Source organism: Halomonas faecis, assembly GCF_010993975.1.
GTDB lineage: Bacteria > Pseudomonadota > Gammaproteobacteria > Pseudomonadales > Halomonadaceae > Halomonas > Halomonas faecis.
On sequence record NZ_JAACZO010000011.1, the window covers coordinates 412,387 to 438,106 of the forward strand.

Annotated in this window: 15 protein-coding genes; 1 reads left to right on the forward strand and 14 read right to left on the reverse strand. The window is 58.4% G+C overall.

Annotation, left to right across the window (positions count from 1 at the left end):
* Position 1: 1 nt before the first annotated feature.
* The 13 genes from GFD32_RS07410 to GFD32_RS07470 form a co-directional block, all read right to left on the reverse strand.
* Positions 2 to 754, reverse strand: a complete 753-nt coding sequence (locus GFD32_RS07410; RefSeq protein ID WP_163575909.1) for a phosphocholine cytidylyltransferase family protein — start codon at positions 752 to 754, stop codon at positions 2 to 4.
* The gene (locus GFD32_RS07415) at positions 751 to 1,365 is read right to left on the reverse strand and encodes a gamma-glutamyl-gamma-aminobutyrate hydrolase family protein (RefSeq protein ID WP_163575910.1); all 615 of its coding nucleotides are present in this window, start codon (positions 1,363 to 1,365) and stop codon (positions 751 to 753) included. The genes GFD32_RS07410 and GFD32_RS07415 overlap by 4 nt, the downstream gene beginning before the upstream one ends.
* On the reverse strand, positions 1,362 to 4,448 hold the full coding sequence (locus GFD32_RS07420; protein WP_163575911.1) for a PEP/pyruvate-binding domain-containing protein: 3,087 nt from the start codon (positions 4,446 to 4,448) through the stop codon (positions 1,362 to 1,364). The genes GFD32_RS07415 and GFD32_RS07420 overlap by 4 nt, the downstream gene beginning before the upstream one ends.
* 122 nt (positions 4,449 to 4,570) lie before the next feature.
* Positions 4,571 to 9,943 (reverse strand): O-linked N-acetylglucosamine transferase, SPINDLY family protein, encoded by a 5,373-nt coding sequence (locus GFD32_RS07425; RefSeq protein ID WP_163575912.1) that lies wholly within the window; start codon positions 9,941 to 9,943, stop codon positions 4,571 to 4,573.
* 128 nt (positions 9,944 to 10,071) lie between these two features.
* A complete protein-coding gene (locus GFD32_RS07430) occupies positions 10,072 to 10,995 on the reverse strand; it encodes a flagellin N-terminal helical domain-containing protein (RefSeq protein ID WP_163575913.1) in 924 nt (307 codons plus the stop codon).
* Positions 10,996 to 11,141: 146 nt separating this feature from the next.
* Positions 11,142 to 12,035, reverse strand: a complete 894-nt coding sequence (locus tag GFD32_RS07435) for a flagellin N-terminal helical domain-containing protein (protein WP_163576075.1) — start codon at positions 12,033 to 12,035, stop codon at positions 11,142 to 11,144.
* 273 nt (positions 12,036 to 12,308) lie between these two features.
* Entirely contained in the window at positions 12,309 to 13,682 is a 1,374-nt protein-coding gene (gene fliD, locus GFD32_RS07440) for a flagellar filament capping protein FliD (protein WP_163575914.1), read from the reverse strand.
* Positions 13,683 to 13,871: 189 nt separating this feature from the next.
* The gene (gene fliD, locus GFD32_RS07445; RefSeq protein WP_163575915.1) at positions 13,872 to 15,236 is read right to left on the reverse strand and encodes a flagellar filament capping protein FliD; all 1,365 of its coding nucleotides are present in this window, start codon (positions 15,234 to 15,236) and stop codon (positions 13,872 to 13,874) included.
* A 145-nt stretch (positions 15,237 to 15,381) separates the two neighbouring features.
* A complete protein-coding gene (locus GFD32_RS07450) occupies positions 15,382 to 17,205 on the reverse strand; it encodes a methyl-accepting chemotaxis protein (protein WP_163575916.1) in 1,824 nt (607 codons plus the stop codon).
* 101 nt (positions 17,206 to 17,306) lie between these two features.
* Positions 17,307 to 18,290 carry an OmpA family protein gene (locus tag GFD32_RS07455; RefSeq protein ID WP_240455568.1) on the reverse strand — a complete coding sequence of 328 codons (984 nt, stop codon included), beginning with the start codon at positions 18,288 to 18,290 and terminating at the stop codon, positions 17,307 to 17,309.
* Positions 18,291 to 18,482: 192 nt separating this feature from the next.
* The gene (locus GFD32_RS07460; protein WP_163575918.1) at positions 18,483 to 20,996 is read right to left on the reverse strand and encodes an EAL domain-containing protein; all 2,514 of its coding nucleotides are present in this window, start codon (positions 20,994 to 20,996) and stop codon (positions 18,483 to 18,485) included.
* Positions 20,997 to 21,030: 34 nt separating this feature from the next.
* Positions 21,031 to 22,809 carry a putative bifunctional diguanylate cyclase/phosphodiesterase gene (locus GFD32_RS07465; protein WP_240455569.1) on the reverse strand — a complete coding sequence of 593 codons (1,779 nt, stop codon included), beginning with the start codon at positions 22,807 to 22,809 and terminating at the stop codon, positions 21,031 to 21,033.
* Between the two features lie 47 nt (positions 22,810 to 22,856).
* On the reverse strand, positions 22,857 to 24,509 hold the full coding sequence (locus tag GFD32_RS07470) for a methyl-accepting chemotaxis protein (RefSeq protein WP_163575919.1): 1,653 nt from the start codon (positions 24,507 to 24,509) through the stop codon (positions 22,857 to 22,859).
* A gap of 260 nt (positions 24,510 to 24,769) precedes the next feature.
* Between GFD32_RS07470 and GFD32_RS07475 the strand changes: the two genes are divergently transcribed.
* On the forward strand, positions 24,770 to 25,138 hold the full coding sequence (locus tag GFD32_RS07475) for a flagellar protein FlaG (RefSeq protein WP_163575920.1): 369 nt from the start codon (positions 24,770 to 24,772) through the stop codon (positions 25,136 to 25,138).
* Positions 25,139 to 25,173: 35 nt separating this feature from the next.
* Here GFD32_RS07475 and fliE read toward each other — a convergent pair whose 3' ends face one another.
* Positions 25,174 to 25,503: a flagellar hook-basal body complex protein FliE gene (gene fliE / locus GFD32_RS07480; RefSeq protein WP_163575921.1), complete on the reverse strand. Its 330-nt coding sequence runs from the start codon at positions 25,501 to 25,503 to the stop codon at positions 25,174 to 25,176.
* Between the last annotated feature and the right edge of the window lie 217 nt (positions 25,504 to 25,720).

A 25,720-nucleotide genomic window follows, 5' to 3' on the forward strand; every position in this document is an offset into this window, starting at 1 on the left:
GCTAGTCAACGGGATTCCAAAAATGCGTCGCCACTTGTAAATCTTTTTGGCAATCCACTTCGGCCCACCCGTTTTCAATCTGCACGGCACGGACTTCCCAACCGCTGTCTATCAAGTGCTGCAAGAAGCTCGTCATGTACATATTAGCGTAGTCTTTGCCATCGTAACGGGCCGCTTTATCCATGCCCCGCCAGGCCTGCAGTAGCTGGTTAACATGATCGGCGCGGATCTTGATCAAGCCGGTATATTGTCCCTGTATATCGTCATATGAGCGTGGTTCTTTGCCTAATTCGGTAACGCGATTGCCTTCTACCATTTTAAGCGTTTCCGCATCTTCTAGCGGGTCGTCCATGCGGGCGGCCCAATACGCCTTCCACTCTGTATCCACCGCCAAGCATATAGGTGCATTGCATTCCATCAGGGTCTGCAGCACGCTGGCTTCATAGACGATATCACCGTAGCTGATGATCACATCTTCCTCACCGGTCATGATAACGTCAGCGGCAAACAGCGTACTGACCATGTTGGTGCTCGCGTAATCCGGGTTGAGATGGCGCGTGATATCCGGTCGATCAAGTTGCTCGGCACAGTAGCCCGCGACGACGTGGATATCGTTAATTCCGGCCCCTCTTAACGTGGCGAGTTGATGTTCCAGTAATGGCTTGCCCGCCAGTTCTACCAGGCACTTGGGGGTGTGATACGTCAGCGGGAGTAGACGTGTCCCCTGGCCTGCCGCAAGAATAATGGCTTTCACAATAGGCTTCCTTGGTTCAGCAATGTGGTGATGAGCGCTTGATCGGTGGCATGGGTGGGAGTATCGCGCTCGGGGTGCCACATGATGCCCAACCAGGGCAATGTTGTATGGCGCAGGGCCTCAATACTGCCATCTTCCGCCCATGCCAAGGGAGCCAGGTCGGCACCTAGCGTATCGGAATAAACACCCAAACCGTGGTAGCTGTTAACACGCTGCGACCGGCTCCCTGTCAACGGACCGCTAACCGCATGAGTCGTGGCTGCATGCCCAACAATAGTCCGCAGTTCACCGCCTTGATAATGATTGATCATCTGCAATCCTCGGCAAATACCGACCACCGGCAAGCAGTGAGTAGCGGCATAACGCAGCGCGGCGGTTTCCAGCGCATCACGCTCGGGGATGGAGCCGATATCGTTACCGCCCGAGAGCAGAAAACCTTCTGGGGCCAAGGCAGTAAGATAGGCATCTGTGTCCGACACCCCGCTAGCAAGCGGCTGAGGCAAAAAACCCCACGACCAGAGCCGTGCCGCGAGCCGGGTATCTAGAGCATCACGGGTTTCATCACGCGCTGGATAGCAGTCCCGTCGTGGAGTGATAGCGATACGCTTCATTGGATGACCCGCAAAATGCCATTGGCAGGCGAGAGTTCGATAACCCGCGCCTGGGCGAGTTCACGATAGCGCTGTTCCCCAATACCGATAGCGGCGGGCAGTCCAAATTCTGCGGCACGAATCGCCATGTGCGAGTTAGCCCCGCCATAGAGCGTGATCAACCCGGCGATTCCCTGGCCGAAAAGCCAGTCATAGCCAGGATCTGCCTGAGGAATCAGCACAAGATGACCGCTGACGTCGGTAGAAGGGGAGCCGGCGGCACCACTGAGATCGAGGCAGTTAGCCGTGATACTGGCGGAACCGATGAAATTGGGCCGATCGGCCCCCAATAGGAAGGCATCGAATTCCGCCTCCGAGGTGAGTAGCGGTGGCATTTCACAGGCGGTGGCAATACGGCGACACTCAGCTTCTTGCGCCGCCAACTGACGCAACTGATCCGCTGCATCCTCAAGGGAAAGCGAGGTCGTACGAAGGGTAAACAACGCATCCAGCGGCAGGTTGGCCAACGCATCACGTGCCAAGCCATACTCCGCGCCCACCTCTGCCAATGCCTCCAAAGCAGCCGACAGGTTACGCGAGAACACAAACTTGGCATATTCTCGCCCTTCAATGGATTGGCGCAAAAACGTCTCTACCACGACAGGCTGGCTGGGCAGGCCAATGTCATCCAATATCGCAAGAAAGGCCGCCTTTTCAGCTTGCCAAGGCGTCTCTCTTGGTGATTCTTGATTGGCGGCGGAGGCATGATCCACCAGGGGGCGAAGATAACGCTGAGGGTCCGCATCGTAACGCGGCGAGGTAATCTCATAGGTGCCAGGTCGCAAGTGCCCGTAGCGTGCTACAAAAGCCTCCCACGCCATTTCTCCTTGGCCAGTCGCGGCCGCATCGGCGGTCAATCCGTGGCTCACAGTGCGCAACGTGGAAAAAAAGCTCTCTCGTGCCCTATGGCTGATTGTCCCGATGGCTTCGGCACTGTTCAGTAGCGTGACTGCTACAAAGCTACTGCGCGCGAGATGAGCAAAGGGCAATGTCCCTAGGCGTCGGCAATCATCGAGCAACAGACGTGCCCGCTCCAAGGGGGCAAGTGTGCGATTACGTTGCAGCGTATCAAAACGCCGGGCAAGCTGCTCAATCTGATTCAGGTCTTTCTGGCAGCGATAGAAAGCGTTGGTGGTGATGTGCCTGAGACCTTCCTTGAGCTGAGCGATTTCTGATGCGATAAACCCGCCCTCTTCTGCAAGGCGAGTTTCCCAGCGCTCAAAGCCAGGGGCCAGGCAGGTCGGCACCACATCAAACTCAACCCTATCGTGCAGCGTGGGATGCTGACGCAGCCACTCGATGGTAAACGACAACAACCGTCCGGCAAGAGCATCGGGTAGCTCAGCAGGCAAAAAAGAGGCAAAACTGGCACGAACATCGACGTACGGACGCCCCGCAAACTCTACCAGTAACGGCGCCGGACGAACGTCTCGGTAACCATACTCGGCGCGCTGCGTGGCCCATGTCTCATCCATGATCAGATAACGATAGAGGCTCTTGGCTAGCGCACCCGGGGCGGTGCCTATGATTTCAGCAGGATTCCAATCGGGCATGACGCCGTACAGAGGCGCCACCTGGCCGGGCAGGTGCGGCGCTGAGGGGGCTAGATCTTGCCAGCGTACCTTGGCCTGTCTCAACGCGGTATCGCAGGCATTATCATCGTTAGCGCTGCCTTGGCGATCAACGGAGATCGGGCGCACCTGAAGAATATGCACTGTCTGGGCGGTATCCAGTGCAAACTCAATGTCTAGGGCATCGTAGCCTAATAGGCTTTCGATCTCGCGCAGCGCCTTGACTAGCCCCACCAGGCGACCGTCAGGTAGCTTAGGAACGTCGGCATGGCGCCTGAGCAACAAGGTGTGGTGATCCCCGCTGACCCCACTGGTGATGGCCTCGGTGTTGCCATTGGTTTCATAGTTAATAACAAACCAGGGGGCACCATGCTCTAGCGTTCGTGTGAACGCCACCCCGCTGAGGCTGACCTCGGTGACCATCGGCTGAACCAACACCTGATCCTCGGCCTGTGGCTCTCCGTAAGAGCCAATGACCCGATCAATCGCGGCTTCCAGTTCTGAATCAGGGTCTACGTTGAGCACGCTGTCAAACCCGCCGGCATTGGATCCGTGGAAGGCGTCTTCACTCAATGCGCTGGAGCGCACCACCAGCGCTTGTGTTGCAAAATGCTGGCGAATCCGGGCAAGGAGCGCATGCCGTTGGTGTTGCCACTGCGCGACAGAAAAGGACTCTTGCTCCTGAATGACGCCATGGCGCATCAAGCCGCGCAAGCGCCCTAGTGTTTCGGCTTTGGTGCCAAGGATGAAGTGAGCGATATCCTGAGGGGCGTTGAACTCCGCCCAATCACCGGCGACATCAACTCCGGCCACGCTCATCCCGGCAGTGCGCAGGTATTCTACGTATTCGGAAAGATGGCACGTTGCCAGACTCGTGGGTGCTTGGGATTTCAGCGTGTCCAAGTGCTTTAGCGCCCGTGGTGAGAAGCGAACGAGCCCGATAAACTCGCCATGTGCCCAGTCGATAGGTATGCCTTCTCCTAGGCGTGAGAGATGCTCTCCCTCGGTGATGACATATTCACGATGATGCAAATCCTCGGCATTACGGCCAGCATAGCGATGCCGCCAGGCACTGTCCCAGGCGACGGTAATATCTGCCTTGCTCTCGGCCATAACCCTGGGCACCGACGCTCGGAATAAAATATCATTATAACACACCAGCAATGGCTGCTCGGTGCTGAAAGGCGCCGTCAGTAGTGAAGCGCCACTGCCTGTGTGCTCCCACTGCTCGTTTACCACCAGTGGCAAATCAGGATAGCGTGTCTGGATCACCTCGGCCTGGTAGCCGGCGACAAATAACGCATCGGTGATATCGCAGCCCGACGCTTCCAGCAACCACTGCAATATGGAAGTACCAGAGCGCGCCTCCCTCAATGCCGCTGGCAGTTTTCCACGATGAGGCTTACCTGCCCCTAAAATGACAAACCCATGCTGACGATTACTCAACGCATTTCCCCTTTCAGCAATCTGCATTTACTTTTAATACGAAATTGTAAAAAATTGCCGTGCATGCGACCCAGCCATTGGCCTTAATATTTACTTTCAGCATCAAACGAAGAATACGCGAAGCACTCTCAGCCTCTAAAAACATTAAATCATGTGAATGCTTTTTTTATCTCCGAAACTATATTTTTTGAAGGACAACCATCATTTTCAGCAGCAACCTTATCTATAAACTCAACTCTCCGCTTACAACCAAAGTCAGTCTTTTCCTTAATGGCTTTCAAAAAATCCAGCACGCCATCTTTCCCATAAGCTTTTGAGTGTGCAGCATAAGCTGACAAGCCAAAATCATTGAGAAGAAGCTGCATGGGCTTAACATGATTAACCAAAAAAAGGGCGGGCTTATTCAGCAATGGGTATTCAGCGATAAATGAAATACAATCATGTATAATGGCGTCCGACTCCTTAAACAGATCTATATATTCACCTTCATTTATTTGCGTATTCTCCGACTGCCTCCAGTAGTTATAATATTCATCGGTTTTATGCTTTCCCCAGTCAGGGTGCTGGTATAACTTTTCCTTCAGAAGTGGGTGTGGTTTGAACGACCACTGTATCTCGGTGAAAAACAACTCAGACAACTCTTTAAAAAAATCGCTGTACATCAAAAAAGTTGAAAAGGGTATATCTGGATTGTCTATCGTCTGATGTGGGGCCCATATTACTTTAATCTTTTTATTAGATTGACCCTTCCAAGAAGGCTTTTTTTCCTGAGACGTCAGGGAGTTAAGATCTTCGGATATTGGGTAACCTGTCACAATAACATTCTCCCCTTCATTATCTGAAACAGAGCTGCTAATCTCTTTACTAAGCGCATGTGGAGCAAAAATCCGCCACATATGATTGTGGAAAGGCTGATTATAATCCGGCTGATTATTTTTATACACACAAACCTGGTACTGATAAGGCACATAACAAGAAAGGTATTTTTTATATGCCGAATCATAGTACTCTGAAAAGGTAAGACTATAAGGATTGGTAAAAAAAACCAAATCAGGCTTCAAATCATCTAGCTTTCTCCATGCACCCTGACTTTTTTTCCATGAGGAAAAAACCTGGTAACCTTTCCCCTTGAAAAAGTCATACGCTTCTCTAAGCTCTTCAAAAATAAGCTCTTCGTTTTTTTTATTCAGGTCTGGACAAACTAATACCACTGGCTCAAAAAAAGAATCTCGTAGCATGGCCCGAAAAACAGCATCGACTTTCCAAGCACTTCTGTGGATCGCCAGAAAAACAACGCGGATTTTATTTTTTGTTTTAATTCTTTCTACTTCCGCCTCATGCATGCTCTTAATTTTTTCCATATGCCTCTTTGTTTTTGATTCTACTCCCCCTATCTTTTTCACCTCAGAATTTTCCCCAGAATCTACCTGCAAATTATCAACCAATTTTTTCGAAAATTCCTTATAAAATCCACCACTTTCATAAAGAGCATCAGTAACAGCCTTAGCATTGCATGCGATCCTAAAAATATAATTATCATCCCATGCAGCACACTTTAGATAATCTAAAGTAACAAAGGATTCCTTTTCCACAAAGCATTCTTTTATTTTGTCATTAGCATCGGTAATCAGCGCACACCCGAAAGTGGAGGCATTAACAACGCGCTCATGCAAGCCATCTTTATAAGAAGGGTTAATATTTAATACAGCCTTACTGTCTTTATAAACCCCCTCTAGCTCAGCGGCGCGAACTGCACCAATAGCATTAACATACTCGCTGATTCCCAATGAATCCAGCACATCTCTTTCGACAGTGACGACGACTTTCTTACTAACAGCCAAGCTCTGGACTGATTCTATTGCATAAATTCTCTTTTTTTGCCTTGCTAAAATATCTATATCACTCATTAACGCAAAAAGAGCAATATCCTGCTTATCCCAAGGGTATGTCACATTCCAACTATAACCATATATTTCTTTATAAGCGGACTTAAAAAGTTCCAATGGGCTCTTATCATTATTCAATAACTCATAAAAAATTTCCTTTGACTTTTTTCTCCATAATCCACCCAGCTGCTTAGCCAAGCTCGATACTCTTTGCTCAAGATTCAAAAGATCTTTTTTGCTAACTAAACTTAAAGGCAGTAATAAATCTATCTTCCGGCAAAAAAAATCTTTTTTCTCTAAGCTTTCCAAGCTAAGATTAGTCTCTTTGGGAGGGAGTGATAAATAAAACACCTTCTCTACATCAGGACGCAAGAACTGAAGTTCTTCAACGACAGATTTTGCATATGAGAAAAAAATATCCTCATTGTTTATTTTTGCAACGCGTTCAAGCATGAATCGAGAGAACGGGTGATCATCTATTAGTCCAATCATTCGTGCTTTGTGTGGCAAATCGTAGAAACGGTTAGAGCCATAGACAATACAGCTCCCATCATCCAAGATTTTCTTTAGAAGATCGGGGGCTTTGCTATCAACTTCTCCATACTTTTCTACTGAAACCCCGTTCTTTTTTAAAAAAGAAAATAATCCATCTTGGTTCTTTTGCAGGTTACCAAAATTAGCCGCATCTCCTGTCGATAGGAATACCAGTTTTTTTCCACGAAGTGCACCCTTGAAGCCTTCATGGCTTCCACCCCCCCCTACCTTTTTTGTACTGAAGCTTAACTGAGCAGAATAACTATAACCTATTGATTTATCTAATTTAGACAAAATGGCGCATGCTAGATCTAATATTCCATAAACGCTATCAAGACAATATGCTAGCTTTTCCTTTTGCTGATCATTTAGTTCTGAAACTCGTTTTTGGCTTGGCAAAAAAAGCACTTCTGCACTTACCAGCTCGCTGGCTAGCTGTTGATCGACAGGTAAATCCTCGGGCAAATGGCTGTGATACTGCAGGCTGTGCAATGTGTAGAAACGGAATCCATTTCTGCTTGCCCAGTGCTGTAGTTCAGCCAAATTCGGTTGCCGCTCATGCGTTGGCTGGAAAGCCACACGCACTTGAATCAACAATGTATTCTTCAGTGTCTGCTCGCCGTTCTCCAGAACCTTCATCGCATCGTGAAGGTCATCCAGTACAAGCATATCGACACTGGGCAGACCTTCGATTTGATCGAGCGCAACGGTATTGATGGGCAGTTCCGCAAGGACCTTAAGCTTGTCGCGCAAGTATTCTGGCTGCTGTTCTTCCGGTAGCGGCTTGAGCGTGCTGCCTTTCTCGGCATCCAGCGTAGCGTATAAGGTCTCAGGTTGGCCGTCACCAAGTAGGGCATGCGGGTAATGCTGAAGCTCGCCATACTCCTTAAGCTCTTCAATCTTATTATTGAGCAGGCTGGCAGGGTCGAAACTGATTACCGCCAAGTGGCCACTGGCCATCCATTTGGGATAGTCGGGGTGGCGAGGCAGTACGGCTGCGTTGTCGATGATGGTAATGGGTTCATCGAGCTGCCAGTCGAAGCCTTCGCTCTCTACTTCCTCTTCGCTGCGCGCTTCGGGAATTTCGAGCGGCTGCTTATCATCTTCGAACCACAGTTCACCTTCTTTGTTGAAGGTGAGCGCCTCCGGTTCTTTACTTTCACAGTAGCGAATCCAAATGGCGCGCAAGGCATTATTGAAGTGATTGGCAAACCGTGAGGCATCACATACCGGGGAGTAATGCAAGACAGTGCGCAGACCAGCACGAATCACGGCTAGATTGGGCAAGTCATTGGCTAGCTCAAGCACCCGCTGGCGGTATTCTTCCCAGCTGCTGGTCACCAGTTCCTGCAGGCCGGCGTTGATCAAGTGAGTGGCGCTATGACGGCCGGCAAACGTCGGCCCGGGTAGAGTCACGACAGGCACACCCATCAGCATGGCCTCGCAGGTCGTCAGGCCGCCCGAGTAAGGCCAGCTATCCAGGGCAATATCGATGCGCTGATAGGTCTCCAGGAACTCTTGGTGTTTGGCCGGGCCTTCGAGGATGACCCGGTACTCTGCAATCCCCTGCTCGCCTAGCGTATTGCGAATCCACGCACAGAAGTCATCACTTTCATACTGGGCGCCGCGAAGCAGCAAACGACTTTCCGGCAATTCGTGCATCAGCACGGCCCATTCGATCAGCAGTCTTTCGCCGATTTTTGCCGGATTATTCAAACAACCGAGGGTGATATAGCCATTCTTGATCGCCGGTAATGAAGAGGTGTTAGGTGCGTAAGGGCACGGCATGTAACAGATATAATCATCCGGCAAACGAATCAGTTTCTCGGTGTACTGATCGTCTACTCCTTCAGGAGTCTCGATGGAGTCCGAAAGCAAATAATCGATGGAGGAGAGCCCCATCGTATTGACCAACCCCCCTACCCATTTGACACAAATGGGAGCCGGACGCCTAGAAATGGCCTGAAGGCAGCTACCATCCCCATGGCCCGATAGATCGATAAGAATATCGATACCATCGTCACGAATTTGCTGAGCTAACACTTCCTGGCTCAAATGTCGAACGGAACGCCATACTCGAGTCGACTCGCGAATTTTCTGGGTAACGTAATCATCGTAGTCATTGGTACTATAGGCATAAAAGTGGATGTCCGGCCGGCTATGCTCCAGAGCCGAGGCAATCATCTGCCCTACTGGATGGATGCGAAACCCGGAAGAGATCATGCCGACACGTAGGGGTTTCGTCACGTCTTGAGTATTGCCAGGCACCGACATCTCAGTCAGAGAAAAGTGCTTATCCCAGTCCTTGGCAAAATCGATGATCTCCTGCTGAGACACATCCGGATTGTAGTGCTTGGCAAAAAAGATATTGGAATACGCCATCACATAATTCGGCTGCACATCCAGTGCTTTTTTATAATAAACCTCAGAAAGCTCGTATTGACCAATATCCTTGTAAAGATTTCCTAGGTTATTATAAACAGGTGCGTTCCCAGGATATTCTTTCTCTAGCTGATCATAGATTTTCAGTGCTTCACTGAAATATTTCGTTTGATAGAGAAGAGCACCCACCAATACCCGTGAGCGAAAATCATCATAGCCAAGTTCCTGAGCCTTTTTGGCATGTCCGAGTGCCTGAAGCTGCTTACCTGCCATTTGCAGCATTTCGGCCAGGCGGTACTGGGCCGGCGCATAATCAGACTGGAGCTCGACAGCCCGGCTCTGGTAGCGTACGGCCTGCTCATGATCGCCCTGCTGGTAGTAAACCGCAGCCAAGCTCGTCAATGCCAATGGATCCGAGTCATCGAGTTCCACAGACCGGCTCAGAGGCGCCAGCGCTTCTTCGACCCGACCATCCTCGAGTAGCGTGGTGCCCAATGCCTTCCAGGCGAAAGCGCTTTCCGGATAGCGTTCGGTCATCAAGCGGGCTTCGTTCTCAGCCTCACTCAAGCGCCTTGCCTTGTACAGCGCCATAAAATTCTCTACTTGAGGCTTTGGAACCCCTAGGTCAGCATGCCCGTGCATGCGTTGCTGGTTCTGATTGGCCCGCTTCGATGACACTTTGCGAACCGACTGTTTCTGGCGCGACTTTTTCTTGGCCATGGAACCCTCGATGATCGGCTGGGCATGGTTGGCGATTCAAGCCAATTTAACAGTCCTTGGCGAAGACCAATCATAAAAAAACCCGGACCAAGGTCCGGGTTATCTCACCTTTGAAGTCGTGAGCTAGCTTAGCCCAGCAGGGAAAGCACGCTCTGCGGGCTCTGGTTGGCCTGGGCGAGGATGGAGGTACCCGCCTGCTCCAGAATCTGCGCCCGCGTCATATTGGAAACTTCGACGGCATAGTCGGCATCCTCGATCCGCGAGCGAGCTGCCTGCAGGTTGGTCGAGGTGGTTTCGATGTTATCCAGTGCCGTCTCGAAACGGTTTTGCATGGCACCCAGATTGCTGCGGGCCTCATCGACAGCAGCCAGTCTGTCATCGACGATGGAAAGTGCGTTGCTATCGCCTGCACCATCCTGAGACAGAACATCAAAGCCATCGGCGTCTACAGCCCTGTCGACGCCAGCAATGGTATTCACATCCATTGAGCCTGTCGCAATGCCTCCATCCTCATACATATTCCAACCGCCCGCTGCGGTCAGGTCTGCAACGTTGGATGCATCGATGCTGATGCCGATTGTCTCCCCATCCTTAGCGCCGACCTGGATGGTGAAATCGGTGGTAGAATCGGTCGCACCGGAGAAGAGATCGCGACCGTTGAACTGAGTCTGACTAGTGACACGCTCGATTTCCGCCAGGCGCTCGTTCACTTCCTCCTGGATGGAGTCGATATCCTGCGCGGTGTTGGTATCGTTCTGGGCTTGAACCGTCAGCTCACGAATGCGCTGCAGGTTGTCGTTGACCTGGTCCAGGGCGCCTTCAGCGGTCTGAGCCAGCGAGATGCCGTCGTTGGCGTTACGCGCCGACTGGTTCAGGCCGGTGACGGTGCTGGTCATGCGGTTGGCGATGGCCTGACCGGCCGCATCGTCCTTGGCACCGTTGATACGCAGGCCTGAAGAGAGACGCTCCTGGGCCTGCTGCATCGAGGACTGTGCACTCTTCAGGTTGTTCTGCCCGATCAGGGCAGTGATATTGGTGTTGATGACTGACATGTCCAACCTCCGAATCGATAGATATCTAGCAGCTTGCTATTGGTTAACGGCCGAACGGCGCGATTCTTTAGGGGCATTGTGCAAAAAAGAATGCGGATTTGGCCTCGTCAGGGCGACCCGTTGGTTCAATGGGCCGCCCCAAGCGGTTAACCCAGCAGGGAGAGCACGCTCTGCGGGCTCTGATTGGCCTGGGCCAGGATGGAAGTCCCTGCCTGTTCAAGAATCTGCGCCCGCGTCATATTGGAAACCTCGACGGCGTAGTCGGCATCCTCGATCCGCGAACGAGCCGCCTGCAGGTTGGTCGAGGTGGTTTCGATGTTATCCAGGGCCGTCTCGAAGCGGTTCTGCATGGCACCGAGGTTGCTCCGTGCCTCATCGACATTGCCGATATTGTTATCAAGAATCGCCAGTGCATCGTCCGCAAGAACATCGAACCCAAAGGTCGACTCAGAACGCGCTTCACCGCCAACGGTCTGACCCGACACATCTACCCCGGTGCTGGTGTGCATGTTCCACCCACCACTAGTCGTGCTGGTGCCGTCACCGGCTGAATCGGAAATTGAGACGCCAATGGTCTCTCCATCTTTAGCACCAACCTGGATATTGAATGACGTGTCAGCACCATCGCCAAAGAGCGAGCGGCCGTTGAACTCCGTCTGATCGGTCACTCGATCGATTTCCGCCAGGCGCTCGTTCACTTCCTCCTGTATGGAGTCGATGTCCTGAGCGGTGTTGGTGTCGTTCTGCGCCTGAACGGTCAGCTCACGAATGCGCTGCAGGTTGTCGTTGACCTGATCCAGGGCACCTTCGGCGGTCTGGGCCAGCGAGATGCCGTCGTTGGCGTTACGCGCCGACTGGTTCAGGCCGGTCACGGTGCTGGTCATGCGGTTGGCGATGGCCTGGCCGGCGGCATCGTCCTTGGCACCGTTGATGCGCAGGCCAGAGGAGAGGCGCTCCTGGGCCTGCTGCATGGCGCTCTGGGCGCCCTTCAGGTTGTTCTGCCCGATCAGGGCGGTGATATTGGTATTGATCACAGACATGAGATCATTCCTTCTTCGTTGAGGGCTCCATTGGCTGCCCCGAGCCTGCAACGGTGGGGCCTGCCGCAACGGCGCCAGTGGCCGTTACTTCCTATAACGGCCGCTGAGCCTTTGACTTTAGGGTGAAGTAGGAATTTTCCGCATTGCCTGTATCCGAGCGACTGAACGCCAGGGAAGGCAGCCTCGATCAGCGAGGGATGTGGTACCCAAGACCTGGAACAAAACGATGCGCCCAGGTGGGCGCATCGAGAAGCGAGTGGAAGTGTGGCGACTTTAGTTTTGGGTGTACTGGCTATTCAGCATGGTGAGCTGTTGCCCGAGGTAGGAGCTGAGGGAATTCATCTGGGCGATCATGCCGTCCAGTTGGCTGAACTGCTTGCGGTAGCGGTCGATGGTGCGCTCGATGCTCTGCTCGGTGCGGTCATAGCGCCGCTCCAGGCTGCTGACCTGGGTCTCGGAGCTGCTGATGGCGCTCTGGATCCTACCGTCGTCGCCCAGCATGCGCCCCAGCGATCCCTCGAGACGGCCCGCCATGCCGGCTTCCTCGCTATTGCCGGCGAAGAAGTCAACCAAAGCTTGGGGGTTGTCGGCCATCACCTCATCGAGCTTGCTCGAATCCAGCTCAAGACGTCCATCTACCTGGAGGGAAATGCCGAGCTGAGAAAGCATGGTGATATCGCCACCGGCCACCGTGTCGACCAGGTTGCGGCTCAGTTGGCTTTCGATATTGCGCACGGTACGGTCGCCGACCAGCTCGCCGGCTGTCTCCGCATCGCCGGTCACATTGGTCATGCGGCCTACCGTGGACTTCATCTCGTTGTAGGCATCGACGAACGCCGTGACCGCCTCCTTGACCGATTCACGGTCGCGCTCCACCACGAGACTCATGGTTTCGCCAGAAGCACTCGGGTCGAGCGTGAGCGTCACGCCCTGGATGGCCCCTTCCACCGTGTTGGTGGTGCTGGTGATTTCGATGCCATTGATCTCGAGCAGCGCATCGCGCCCTTCCTGATGGGTATCGGGGTCGCCAGCCAGCGTCACGCCGCCCTCCAGGCCGGAGAAGGCCATGTCTTTGACGCCGGCATCGGCACCGCTCTCCCGAGAGCTGAGCACCAGGCGATGGTCCGTGCCATCGAAAATGATCGACGCGTTCACTCCCGCTTCGGCATCGGCATTGACGGCATCGCGAATCTCTTCCAGGGTGGCGCCTGGCGTCAGGGCAATGTCCTTGGTGGTGTCGTCACCGAAGGTCACCGTGAGCTTCGGGTCGATGGCATCCGCTGCGATCTGAGTCGTCTCGAGATCGGCGACTCCCGTGCTGGCCAAGCTGCCCGCGCGAGCGGTATGGGTGACCGCGACCTCGTAGCGGCCGGGGCTGGCCTCTTCGCTAGTCGTCGCCGTCATGCCCTCGCCCTGTACGCTGGCGGAAAGGCTCTGATAGAGGCCGCCATCGTTGAGCTTGGCTACCGCGTCCTGAAACTTGTTGAGGCCTGATTGAAGACGACCATAGGCCGATATCTTGCCCTTCTCCTGAGTCTTCTGTTCAGTGATGGGTTGCAGCTTCTCGCGCTCGGCAGCCCGCAGCTGCTCGAGCAGACCGCTGAGATCGAGACCGGACCCGACGCCAAGGGATGAGATACTTGCCATGGTAGTTGACCTTCCGTGAGCACCCAACATGGGCCTTGTAGAGTGGGCTATCGGCCACCTTGACGAAAACTTTAGGCCTTACACGAAAAAAACTCAATCGCCTGCGCTAGCCACTCTTCGAGCATCGCCTAAATCACAAAACCCCGACCGAAGCCAGGGTCATGAAAAGCGCGGAGCCGGTCTAGTGGCCTACAACAGGCCGCCGGACTGGCCACCGCCCAGGTTGCTCAGCTGCTGGGTAAGATAGGAACTGGTCTGGTTCATTTGAGCGACCATGGCATCGAGCTGGCTGAACTGAGTGCGGTAGCGGTCGATCGTCTGCTCGATGCTGTCTTCCACACGGGCGTAGCGATCGTTGAGGCTATCGATGCGGTTTTCGGCACCGTCGAGAGAGGTGGTCAGAGCACCATTCTCGCTGGTCAACTGCTCGGCCGTCTCGGTTACACGCCCGGCCAGGCCGGGCACGGTTTCGTTGCCGGCAAAGTAGGCTTCCACGGCGGCCGGATCCTCGGCGAGTGCGGCATCCAGCTCGCCCTCGTCGAGTTCGAGCGTGCCGTCGACGGTCATCGACAGCCCCACGTCGGAGAGCAGACTTTGCTCGCCATCCACGCTCACCCCGGCAGCGAGGTCGCTGCGCAGGCGCGACTCGATGGTACGCACGGCGTTGTCGCCGATCAGCGCGCCGGCCTCGCCCTCTTCACCGTTGAAGGCGCTTAGGCTTCCCGAGGTCTCCTTCAGGTCGTTGTAACTCTCCACGAAGCCGGTTACCGCTTCGCGGATCGAGTCGTCGTCTCGGGCCACGCTGAGGGTGCCGGAACCTTGCTGCTCGAGGTTCAACGTGACGCCCTGTATGGCGTCTTCGACCTGGTTGGTGGTACTGGAGATCGCGATACCGTTCACGTCCAGGCTGGCATCCTGGCCGGCCTGTGCCACGGTGGCATCGGTCAGGGTCGCCTGGTCGGCCACGGTGGCGAAATTGGTGCCGGTGATGCTGGCTTGCTGCCCGGTATCCTCGGACATCAGTGCCAGCCGGTAACCCTCGCCGTCATTGACGATGGAGGCGTTCACCGCGGCTTCGGAATCGGCATTCACGGCATCGCGGATGTCTTCCAGCGTGCTGTCGGCGGCAATCGTCACCGTGGTATCGAGGGTGGCATCCTCGAAGGTGAGATCGAGGTCGGTGGCGCCACTGCTGATCTCGGCGGTGGGGTCGCTCACCCGCTGGGTGGCCAGGCTACCGGCGGTGGCCAGATCGTTGACCGTGACGCTGTACTCGCCCGTTGCGGCATCGCTGTTCGCCGCGGCCTCGAAGGCATCGCCGGTGACACTGGCGTTATGGCCTTGGAATAGCGATGAATCGCTGAGCTTGCTGGCCGCATCCTGAAAGGAAGATAGCGAACTCTGCAACTCGCCATAGGCAGAGATCTTGACTTCCTGCTCCTGGACCTGCTGCTGGATGGGCTCGAGCTTTGCCCGCTCCGCTTCCTGCAGTTGGCCGAGCAGGCCATTGAGATCGAGCCCGGAACCCACGCCGAGCGATGAAATACTAGCCATACGATACAGCCTTTGGCCGGTGAATTTGCCTCCCCGTTTTACCAGCATCGGCTGCTCGCTGGCGAACTTTAGGGAAATGAAAAAGACGAAAGGCCAGCGGCAATGCCGCTGGCCTGCTGCGTTTCGACCGATCGGCTACGGCGGCTTACGCCTGCACCGGCCGTGTCTCGCTCAAGGTGAAGCCCCCCACCGCTTCGGCCAGACGCTCGGCCTGATCCTTGAGCTGCTCGGCGGCGGTGGTGGATTCTTCCACCAGAGCGGCGTTCTGTTGGGTCATGCGGTCGAGCTCGGCCACCGCCACGTTGACCTGGCCGATGCCGTCGCTCTGCTCGCCGGAGGCCACGCTGATCTCGCCCAGCACCTCGGCCACGCGGTTCACGCTGGCCACCAATTCCTGCATGGAGCTGCCAGCCTGGCGCACCAGCTCGGTACCGGCGGTGACCCTCTGGCCGGAATCGTCGATCAAGCCACGAATGTCGCGCGAGGCCTCGGCACTGCGAGTGGCCAACTGGCGCACCTCGCTGGCCACCACGGCAAAGCCCTTGCCGTGCTCGCCAGCACGGGCAGCTTCCACGGAGGCATTCAAGGCCAGCAGGTTGGTCTGGAAGGCGATACCATCCATCACTTTGACGATCTCGGCGATGCGCTGTGACGAGTCGGTGATCTCCTCCATGGTCGATACCACGCGATTGACCACGTCACCCCCCTGAGAGGCCATCTGCACCGCCGATTGCGACAGCTCGTTGGCCTGACGCGATGATTGAGCGGTGTGCTCCACGGTCCCGGAGATCTCCTCGATGGAAGCCGAGCTCTGCTGCAGGCTGGAGGCCGCATTCTCGGTGCGCCGCGACAGATCCTGACCGCCGGTGGCGATCTCGCCGGCCGCCACATTGACCGACTCGCTGGCATCGCGAATGGTCAACATCACCCCCTCCAGCCTCGAAACGAAGGCGTTGAATGCCGCGGCGATCTCGGCCACCTCATCCTTGCCATCCTCGGGCAGGCGCCGGGTCAGGTCGCCCTCCCCACTGGAAATATCGATCATGGCACCGCGCACCGTCTTGAGGCGACGGAACATCACACGCAGCAGGGCTCCCAGCACCAGCGTCGCACCGCCGGCGACCACCAGCAGCGTGACCGCCGAGGTGCCGAGCACGGCGCGCAGGCCGGCAGTGGCCTCGTGATCGTCCAGGGCGACCACCAACTGCCAGTCGGTGCCCGCCACGTCAGCGCTGCGCAGTCGCTTGGTCTCGTCGTCCAGTGCGACCTCGATGGGCTCACTTGCCTCGGCAAGCTCAGCGAGACGCGCGGCATCGAGCGTCGGCGCCAGCTCGGTGGTCGAGGCGAGGCTGAGCGCCGGATCGGGGTGCGCCACCAGGGTTCCGTCGGCAGTGGTGAGAAAACCCAGACTGGAGGGCGTCGGGGCGATCTCGGTGACGATGTCGACGATGTCGGTGATGACGATGTCGCCCCCGGCCACGGCCTGTAGCTCGCCGTCGTCATGGAAAGGCGTGGCGATGGTCACCACCAAATCGCCGGTCTGCGCATCCTCGTAGGGTGCGGTGACGATGGTTTCCTCAGCATCCACGGCGGCCTGGTACCAGGGCCGCTCGCGCGGGTCGAAGTCGTCGCCGGGCTCCCAGCCGTCGGAGAAGATGGTGCTGCCGTCGCGGGGATCGCCGAGATAGACGGCCAGGAAGTCGCCGGACTGTTCGACGAGCTCGAGGTCGCCGAGGGAATCGTCGATGTCGTCGCCGACGCGCAGTGCTTCCATCATGGAGATACGCGTAGCGAACCACTCGCTGATGGCCTTGGCATTGCCCTGGGAGACGGCGGTGAGGTTGCGGGCCACCTGATCGTCGTTGTGCGAGCGTACCGTCAGGTAGTTGGCCAGGCCGTTGGCCAGCAGCGCCAGGACGATGACCACTACGGTGGCCAACAAGATGCGAAGTCGTAATGAGGTGATCATCTCAGGGGTACTCATGAGTCCGAGTGGATTCTTGCCCACGGGTGCCACGGGCATGAGTCAGAGACTATCGGCAAGCAGAGAAACGACTTGAGGACGACGTTTCACCGCGCGTGGATGATCACTTCCACGCGCCGGTTGCGTGCGCGCCCTTCGGCGGTATCGTTGTCGGCCAGCGGCCGGGTGTCGGCGAGCCCCACGGCACGCAGGCGGCGGGCATCGACGCCGGCTTCTTCGAGAGCATGGACGATGGCGATGGCCCGAGCGCTGGAGAGCACCCAGTTGGACGGAAACTCCTCGGTATCGATGGTGCGACTATCGGTGTGCCCCTCTACCGCCACTTCGCCGTCGTGGCGCTGGACGATCTCGACCATGCGCTGCACCAGCGCCTCGCCGTCGTCGGTGAGCTCGGCTTCGGCGGTGGGGAACAGCCACTGATCCTCGACACGCAGCCTGATGCCTTCGGCCACGCGCGATACCGCCACCCCTTCGAGATCGGGCATGTAGGGGGCGTCCGCCAGGCGTTCGGCAAGGGTTTCGGCTCCGGCTATCGCCTCGGGAGACACCTCGCGCATCCCTTCGGGAGGGCGATCAGTGAGCACCAGCAGAAAGTCGGCCAGCGGCAAGTCGAGCGCCGCTTCCTCAGCCGCCAAGGGCTGCGGCAGCAGCGACTGCGGCGACGCACTGGCCAGCCAGTCGCTGGGCGGCGGGGGCTCGGTTGGCGGATACGCCACTCTTGGCAACGCTTGCCGCGTCAGCATCGACGGCGGCTGCGTACTGGGTGGCCGCGGCGGCAATCCGGCAACGCCCAGGGCGGCGGAGACGGCCCCGTTGCTGAGCCAGCCTTCCGGTAGCAGATCCTGCATCGGTCGCGCGGCCAGCACCCGTTCCAGCCGCTCGGGCAGCGGCACGCTGACCGGGCCGGGATCCTCCACGGCAACGCTGGCCGGCGCCGAATCCGCCTCGTCGCGGCGTTCGGCAAACGACAGCGTAAAGATCAGCACCAGCAGGGCCACGAGCAAGGTCATCACATCGAGGTAACCGATCATCCAGCCGCCCTCTTCCTCGTCGCCAGGCTGCGAGGGCATGAGTGACTCGTGGCGCAGGGGGCCGCGATGATCGCTGCTGCCGGTGAATGCGGATCGGGTCATGGGGCCGTGGTGTACGCGAAACAGCCAACTAGCCTACTGGCATCGGCTACCAACCGAAAGCCTGATTTGCGCTGCCTTGGCGGCGCTGCTCAGCGGCTATTTCGCCCAAGATGAACAGGGGAAGCCAAGCTAGACGTTGGCGTGCTGTTGGCTGGCCAGATGGCTGCGCGCAAACTGGCCCGGCTCTACCGGGTAGCCGAACAGAAAACCCTGCAACAGATCGACCGGGTAGCGCTGCAGCGCCCGGCGTTGCGCCTCGGTTTCCACCCCCTCGGCGACCACGCTGAGGCCCAGCTCGTGGGCCATGCCCGTCACCGCAGCAACGATGGCGGCACTGCCCCGTTCGCCCTCCCCCAAGCGCTGGATGAAGCTGCGGTCGATCTTGAGCGTGGTCACGGGCAGATCCTGCAGGTAGCTCAGTGAGGAGTAGCCGGTGCCGAAGTCGTCGATGGCCAGGCTGCAGCCGAAGTCACGCAGCCCCTGCAGCAGGGTCGTGGCCTGCTGCTGCTTATCGAGCAGCGTGCTCTCGGTGACCTCGAAGCCCACCAGCCCTGGCGGCAGGCCATGGGCCTCGAGCATGGCTGCCACCTGGCCGGGCAGATCGTTCTGCCAGAACTGGCGGGCAGACAAGTTGACGGCCACCGGCACCGGCTCGCACCCTTCACGCTGCCAGGCAGCGAGCTGGGCACACACCATCTGCATGACGCGCTCGCCCAGCGGTACCATCAGTCCCGCTCGTTCGGCCAGCGGGATGAAGTCGACGGGCGAGACGCTACCGAACACCGGATGATGCCAGCGCAGCAGCGCTTCGGCGCTGTGCAGGCGGCCGCCGTCACGTTCGAACAGCGGCTGGTAATAGACCTCGATGCCTTCTCCGGTCTCCAGGCTGTTACGCAGCGCCGTCTCAAGCATCAGTTGCCGGTCGTCCTGCTGGTTCATGGCGGCGCGGAAGAAACGGTAAGCGTTGCGACCCTCCTGCTTGGCGCGATACATGGCCGTATCGGCGTCGTGGATGAGCGCTTCGGCGCTATCGGCATCGTCCGGGTAGAGGCTGATGCCCAGACTCGCCCCCACCCGAAAGCTGTGTTCACCGAGCTGACTGGGTTCGCTGACCGCTTCGATCAAGCGGCGGGCGATGCGGGTCGCCTCGTCGACCTCGTCAAGGTCGGGCAGCAGCACCAGGAACTCGTCGCCGCCCAGGCGAGCGAGGGTATCGTCCTCGCGCAGGCGCGTCTGCAGACGCTCGGCAATGACCACCAGCAGTTCGTCGCCCATGGCATGGCCCAGGGTGTCGTTGACCTGCTTGAAGTGGTCGAGGTCGAGAAAGATCACCGCCAGCCGCGACTGGTTGCGGTGAGCGTGACGAATCGCCAGCTCCAGGCGGTCCTCGAGAAGACGGCGATTGGGCAGGCCCGTCAGGGCGTCATAGTAGGCCAGCCGCCTGATGCGCTCCTCGTTCTCGCGAATGTGGGTGATGTCGTTGAACAGCGCCGCGTAGTGGGTGGTCTTGCCCTCCTCGTCGCTGATGGCGGTAATGGTGAGCAGCTCTAGATAGAGCTCGCCGCTCTTGCGACGGTTCCAGATTTCACCTCGCCAATAGCCGCAACGCTGCAGGGTATCCCACATCTGCCGATAGAAGGCGGCATCGTGGCGGCCGGAAGAGAGAATCTGCGGGGTCCGCCCCAGCACCTCTTCCACCGAATAGCCCGTCATGTGGCTGAACGCCGGATTGACGAACTCGATGCGGTTCTGTGCATCGGTGATGATGATGCCCTCCAGAGAGGAGTCGATCACCCGTTCGGCGAGCTGAAGGTTGTGACGCGATTGCGCCAAGGCATGGTCGCGCTGCTCCAGGGCCTCGCGCAGATCCTGCAAGTAGAGCTGCTCGGCACCGGCCAGCATATCGCGGAAACCGAGCAGGCCGACGACCTCGCCGGCATCATCGAGTACCGCAAGATGGCGAACGCGGTTGTCGATCAGGCTGTCGCGGGCGGCGATCAGGGTGTCGTGCGGGCGCACGGTCAGCAGCGGCCGGCTGGCCAGGCCATCGACCGGCGTATCGCCAGGATGTCGAGCGACGAAACGCACCAGATCGCGCTCGGTGAGAATGCCGAGTTCACCGTCGACGCATCGCACCACGGCGGCATCGCCGCCGAACTCACGCATGTGGCACGCCGCCTCGGAGAGCAACTGGTGGCCCAACAACACCAGCGGGCGTTGATGCATGGCACCCTGGACCTCACGCAATCGCAGATAGGGTTCGAGCCCCTGATTCAGCGCGACATCGGTCTGAGAGAGGATGCCACGCGGCATTTCCCTGTCGTCGACGACCAGGAAATGGCGTCGCCCTTCGGCGGCAAAGCGCATGGCCGCCTCCCCCAGGGGCGTGCTGAGCGGCAGACTGATCACCGGCTGGCTCATCATCTCGCCGATGGGACGCCGCAAGCTGGCGGGATCGGCAAAATCGACGGCCAGGGCATCGTGTTCGGTCCAGATGCCCAACGCCCGCCCCGCCGCGACGACGACGATGGAACTGCACTGGCGCTCGGCCATGCGCTGGGCGGCCTCGCACAACGGCGTGGAGGGCTGGCAGGTGAGCAGGCCAGTCTGCATGATGCGTTCGATGGGCAGTTCGTGACTCATGGGGTCTCGCTAGGGTTTTGATATCGCAGGGCCGTCACACGAGATGAGAACCGTCGATGGGCCGCTGAAGGTCCGTCCATTCCTCGCGCCGCGGCCACTCTTCGAGCCATTCGGGCACGCGACCCGCCGGCATGGGCCGCGCGATGCCGAAACCCTGGGCCAGCGTGCAACCGACCCGGAACAGGGCGCGGGCGTGCTCCAGGCTTTCCACGCCTTCCGCCAGCATGGCGCGGTCGAAGCGATTGGCCATGTAGATGATGCTCTCGATGATGGCCATGTCGCCGGGGTCGGAGAGCATGTCGCGCACGAAACTCTTGTCGATCTTGATCAGGTCGACCGGCAGCTGGCGCAGGTAGGTGAGCGACGAGAAGCCCGTGCCGAAATCGTCGATCGCTACGTCCACCCCCAGCGTCTGGCACTGCCGAATGACGGCCATGGCCGTATTGATGTCGTGCATGGCGGCGGTTTCCAGCACTTCCAGCTTGAGCAACCTTGCCGGTACCTGAGGGTTGGCCTCGAGCAGTACGGCAAGGCGCTCGGGAAAGTCATCCTGGAGCAGGTGGGCCGGCGAAATGTTGACGCTCACCGGCAGCGTGATGCCCGCCTCACGCCACGACTGCAGTTGACACAGAGCCTGGGACAGCACCCACTCGCCCAGATCGATCTCCAGGGACGTGCCGGCGATATCGGGCAGGAACAGCCCGGGGGCGAGCAGCCCTTCCTGCGGATGCTGCCAGCGCACCAAAGCTTCGACACCGACCACCTCGCCGCTGGCCATGTCCACCTGGGGCTGGTAATAGAGACGCAGTTCGTCGCCATCGATGGCCTGAGCAAAACGCCGTCGACGTTCCTGGCGCACCTGAAGGGCCTGGTCCAGATCCGGATCGAAACAGTGGTAGGTATCGCGGCCGCGCTGCTTGGCCCGGTACATCGCCTGAGTGGCATGGCGCAGCAGCACCTCGCCATCCACGGCGTCATACGGATAATGGGTCACCCCGAGGCTGGCCGACACCCGAACCGACTGATCGCCGATCAGAATGGGCTGACGGATGGCGCTCTGCAGCTGCTCGAGGAAGGCATGTTCGGCGCGGCGGTGCATCACCACCACGAACTCGTCGCCGCCGATGCGCGCCAGTACCTCGTCACCGCCCAGCAGGTGGCTGAGGCGTTGGGCGAGCCCGGACAGCAGCAGGTTTCCGGCCGACTCGCCCAGCCGGTCGTTGATCGCCTTGAAGTGATCGAGATCGAGGGAGCACACGGCCAACTCGCCATCGGTGCGTTCGGCATGCTGGAGCGCGTCCTGAATGAGCTGGGTGACCAGCTGCAGATTGGGCAGGCCGGTGAGCGCATCGAAATAGACTTCGCGCCCCTGGCTCTGTGGCCGGCTACTGTCCATCAAGGCGGCAAGGTCGGTCACCACGATGACGTGACGCTCGACGCCTCCAGTGGCGTCGCGCAGGCGGCTCACGGACAACAGTGCCGGGCGCCGCTCCCCGGAGACATGACGACACTCCACCTGCACGCGGAACCGGTCATCGAACTCATCGTGCAGCAGTGCGGTGGGCGATAGCAGGTAGTCCGATAGCGGCTGGCCAACGAGGGCATTGGCCGCGCAGCCGATGAAATCGCCGAAAGCGCGATTCATGACCAGAATCCGGTGCTCGGCATCGGTCAGCAGGAGCGCCTCGTTGGCCTGTTCGAGAAAGTGGCAGCAAGAAGGCAACGGAACAGGGGGCCGGCCACCCGCTACCTGAGGTCCATCCCAGTTGGCGGCAGGGGTCAAGGACATCGAACCGAACGCTGGTGGTATCATGAATCCCGCGACTCCTTGCGACATGCGTATCGAAACCGTGGAGCCTATCACAGCGCGTGAGCGGGCAGGGATTCGACCTCCGCCGATGCCGGTGCTGCCGTTGCCTCATCGACCTTTTGCAAACGGTGCGCCTCGAAACGTTGCTCGCGGCTCACCCACTCGTTGCCCTCACCGGCCTGGCGCAGCGCCGAAATGGCCACGCTCAACTGATCGACCTGTTCGGCCAACAGCGTGCCCAGGGACGCCGAATGGGACACCCGCTCGGCATTCTGGCGAACCGACGAATCCATCCCGACCACGGCCTGATTGATTTGCTCGAGGCCGATGGCCTGCTCGCGGGACGCGGTGGCGATCTCGCGAATCAGCGTATCGATGCCACTGACCGCCTCGACCACGCCACGGTTGTGGCTTTCGAGGCTGGCAATACGCCGCTCACCGACGCCCACGTCTTCCAGGGTGGTGTCGATGAGCCGACGCACGTGCTCGGCCGAATCGGCGGAGCTCTCCGCCAGACGGCGCACCTCCTGGGCCACCACCGCGAAACCCCGGCCATGAACGCCGGCGCGGGCGGCCTCGACCGAGGCGTTGAGCGCCAGCAGGTTAGTCTGAAAAGCCAGGGTCTCGATCGCCTCGATGGCCTGGGTCATCTTGCCGGCGCTGGCGGCGATCTGCTGCATGCTCTCCACCAGCTCGCTGACGACTTCATCACTGTCGCCCACTGCTCGGCGCACCTTGTCCGCTTCGCTTTCCGCCTGCTCGGTGTTGGCCGCATTCTGCTGGACGGTAGTCGTCAACTCTTCCATGCTGGCGGCGGTCTGCTGCAGCGAATCGGACTGCTGGCGGGTATGCGAAGCCAGATTGCGGTTGTCGCGCTCCAGCTCGGCGGTTTCGCTAGACACGGTGTCGAGGATATCGTGGATGTCCACCGAAATGTTCGCCAGGCTGCGCTGCATGATGGCCATGGCATCGATGACCTCGCCCAGGCCATCGCGACCGACCGGCGGAGCCTCTGCAGCCAGGTTGCCCGCCGCCACCTGCATGGCAAAATCCCGCGTGCGTGCCACGGCACCCGCATGGCGCCGCCAGGCGCCGACCAGCAGCGATGACACGATCAGCGCCGTCAGCAGGCGCCACTGCCAGGCCAGAACATCGGCAGCCAGCAAACCGATCACGGCGACCAGCAGCGCCACCAGCAAGTTCCCCTGCAGGCCGCGCGGCACGCAGCGTTTCAGCCGACCGAACAGGCCGGTGCGCACGACACGCCCGCGTTCGAGGCCAATCCCACGGGCTCGCCCCTCGCGAATGCGCGCGTACGTATCTTCGGCATACGCCTTGTCCTCGTCGCGCGGCTTGACCCGCACCGAGGTGTAGCCTTTCACCTCGCCCTCTTCGACGATGGGCACCACGTTGGCATGCACCCAGTAGAAATCGCCGTTCTTGCGCCGGTTCTTCACCAGGCCGGACCACACCTCGCCCGCCTCGATGGTTTCCCAGAGGTTGGCGAAGGCGATCTCGGGCATGTCAGGGTGGCGGATGACGTTGTGGGGCGCTCCCACCAGCTCCTCGCGGGAGTAGCCGCTGACCTCGCAAAAGGTGGGTGACGCATAGGTGATGCGCCCCTTCATGTCGGTGCGGGAAATGAGATTCTGACCCTCGCGTATCACGTACTCATTATCCGTCACCGGCTGATTGTCGCGCATCGCTTCCTTGCCCCTGCCTTGTCTATGGGAAGTGACAAACGCTGCATTAGCATTCGCCTGACGTAGCAGAGAAGCTAGACAACCCCTACCAAAGCCGCCATGACCCAGGTCAAGGCAGCCCCAATACGATTTGACAGCCGAAGAAAAGCTTGCCGAGCTGACGAGGGGCTAAAGTTTCCGACGTACTCGCCGATAACGAAAGAACAGAAGAGCAGGACTCTACTTGTGGAACAGACCATAACCAAAAAGGAAACAGCGCCATGACATCGCCACTGTCCGACGCCAAGGGGATTTCCGTATCATCCGTCTTGCCGGAGGCCACGCCCAGGGAGCGCAAGGAAAACGTGCTGGGCGCCTTGCCCAATGCCGGCGGCCACCTGTCCGACGCCCAGAGTCACGCACAAGCGCCCAGCCAGGCCGACCTGGTCGAACCGGTTCAGCGAGTCAACGAAGTACTGCGTCAGTACGGCGTTTCCTTCGAGATCAACCAGGAAGCGTCTAAAGTGATTACCCGAATCGTCGATCAGGAATCGGGCGAGGTACTACGCCAGATTCCCCCGGAGGAGGTGCTGGCCATTGCCGAACGCCTGGAAGAATTCCAAGGGCGCCTGATCGACCTGGAAGCCTGACGCATCAGGCGTGCAGCGGCGCATCGGCAAGCCGCTCACACCTGCATGTTCATGATGTCCTTGTAGGCCGTTATCAGGCGGCTGCGGACCTGCTTGCCCATCTCGAAGGCAACGCTGGCTTTCTGCATGTCGACCATCACGTCATTAAGCTCGACGTTTGGGTCGCCAGCCTGAAAAGCCTCGGCCTGGCTATTGGCGGTCTGTTTCAGCTCGTTGATGCGGCGGATCGACGCCTGGAGTTCGTCGGCAAACCCGCCCTGCCCCACGCTGGTGGAGACCTGCTGGCCCTTTTCGGGCTGGCCGGCAGCTTGGCTGGCGAGGCTTTGCATCTGAGCGAGCGCGGACTCGATGCCTGGTGAGCTCATGCGGCGTTACCCCTGTCGGATGTTAGCGGGCACTCGGTGAGAGTGGGGCCAGACTAGCAGCCGCACCCAGCCGGCCATGCCACCAAATGGCACGTAAAAACCTGGCTTTTCCTGCCTTTGGCATCGACGGCGCCTTGGATAATGGCGTCCATCACAATTGCGCCGCTGCCCGCGAACCACATTCGTCGCGCGGCCGGGCTTCATAACAGCGATGGAC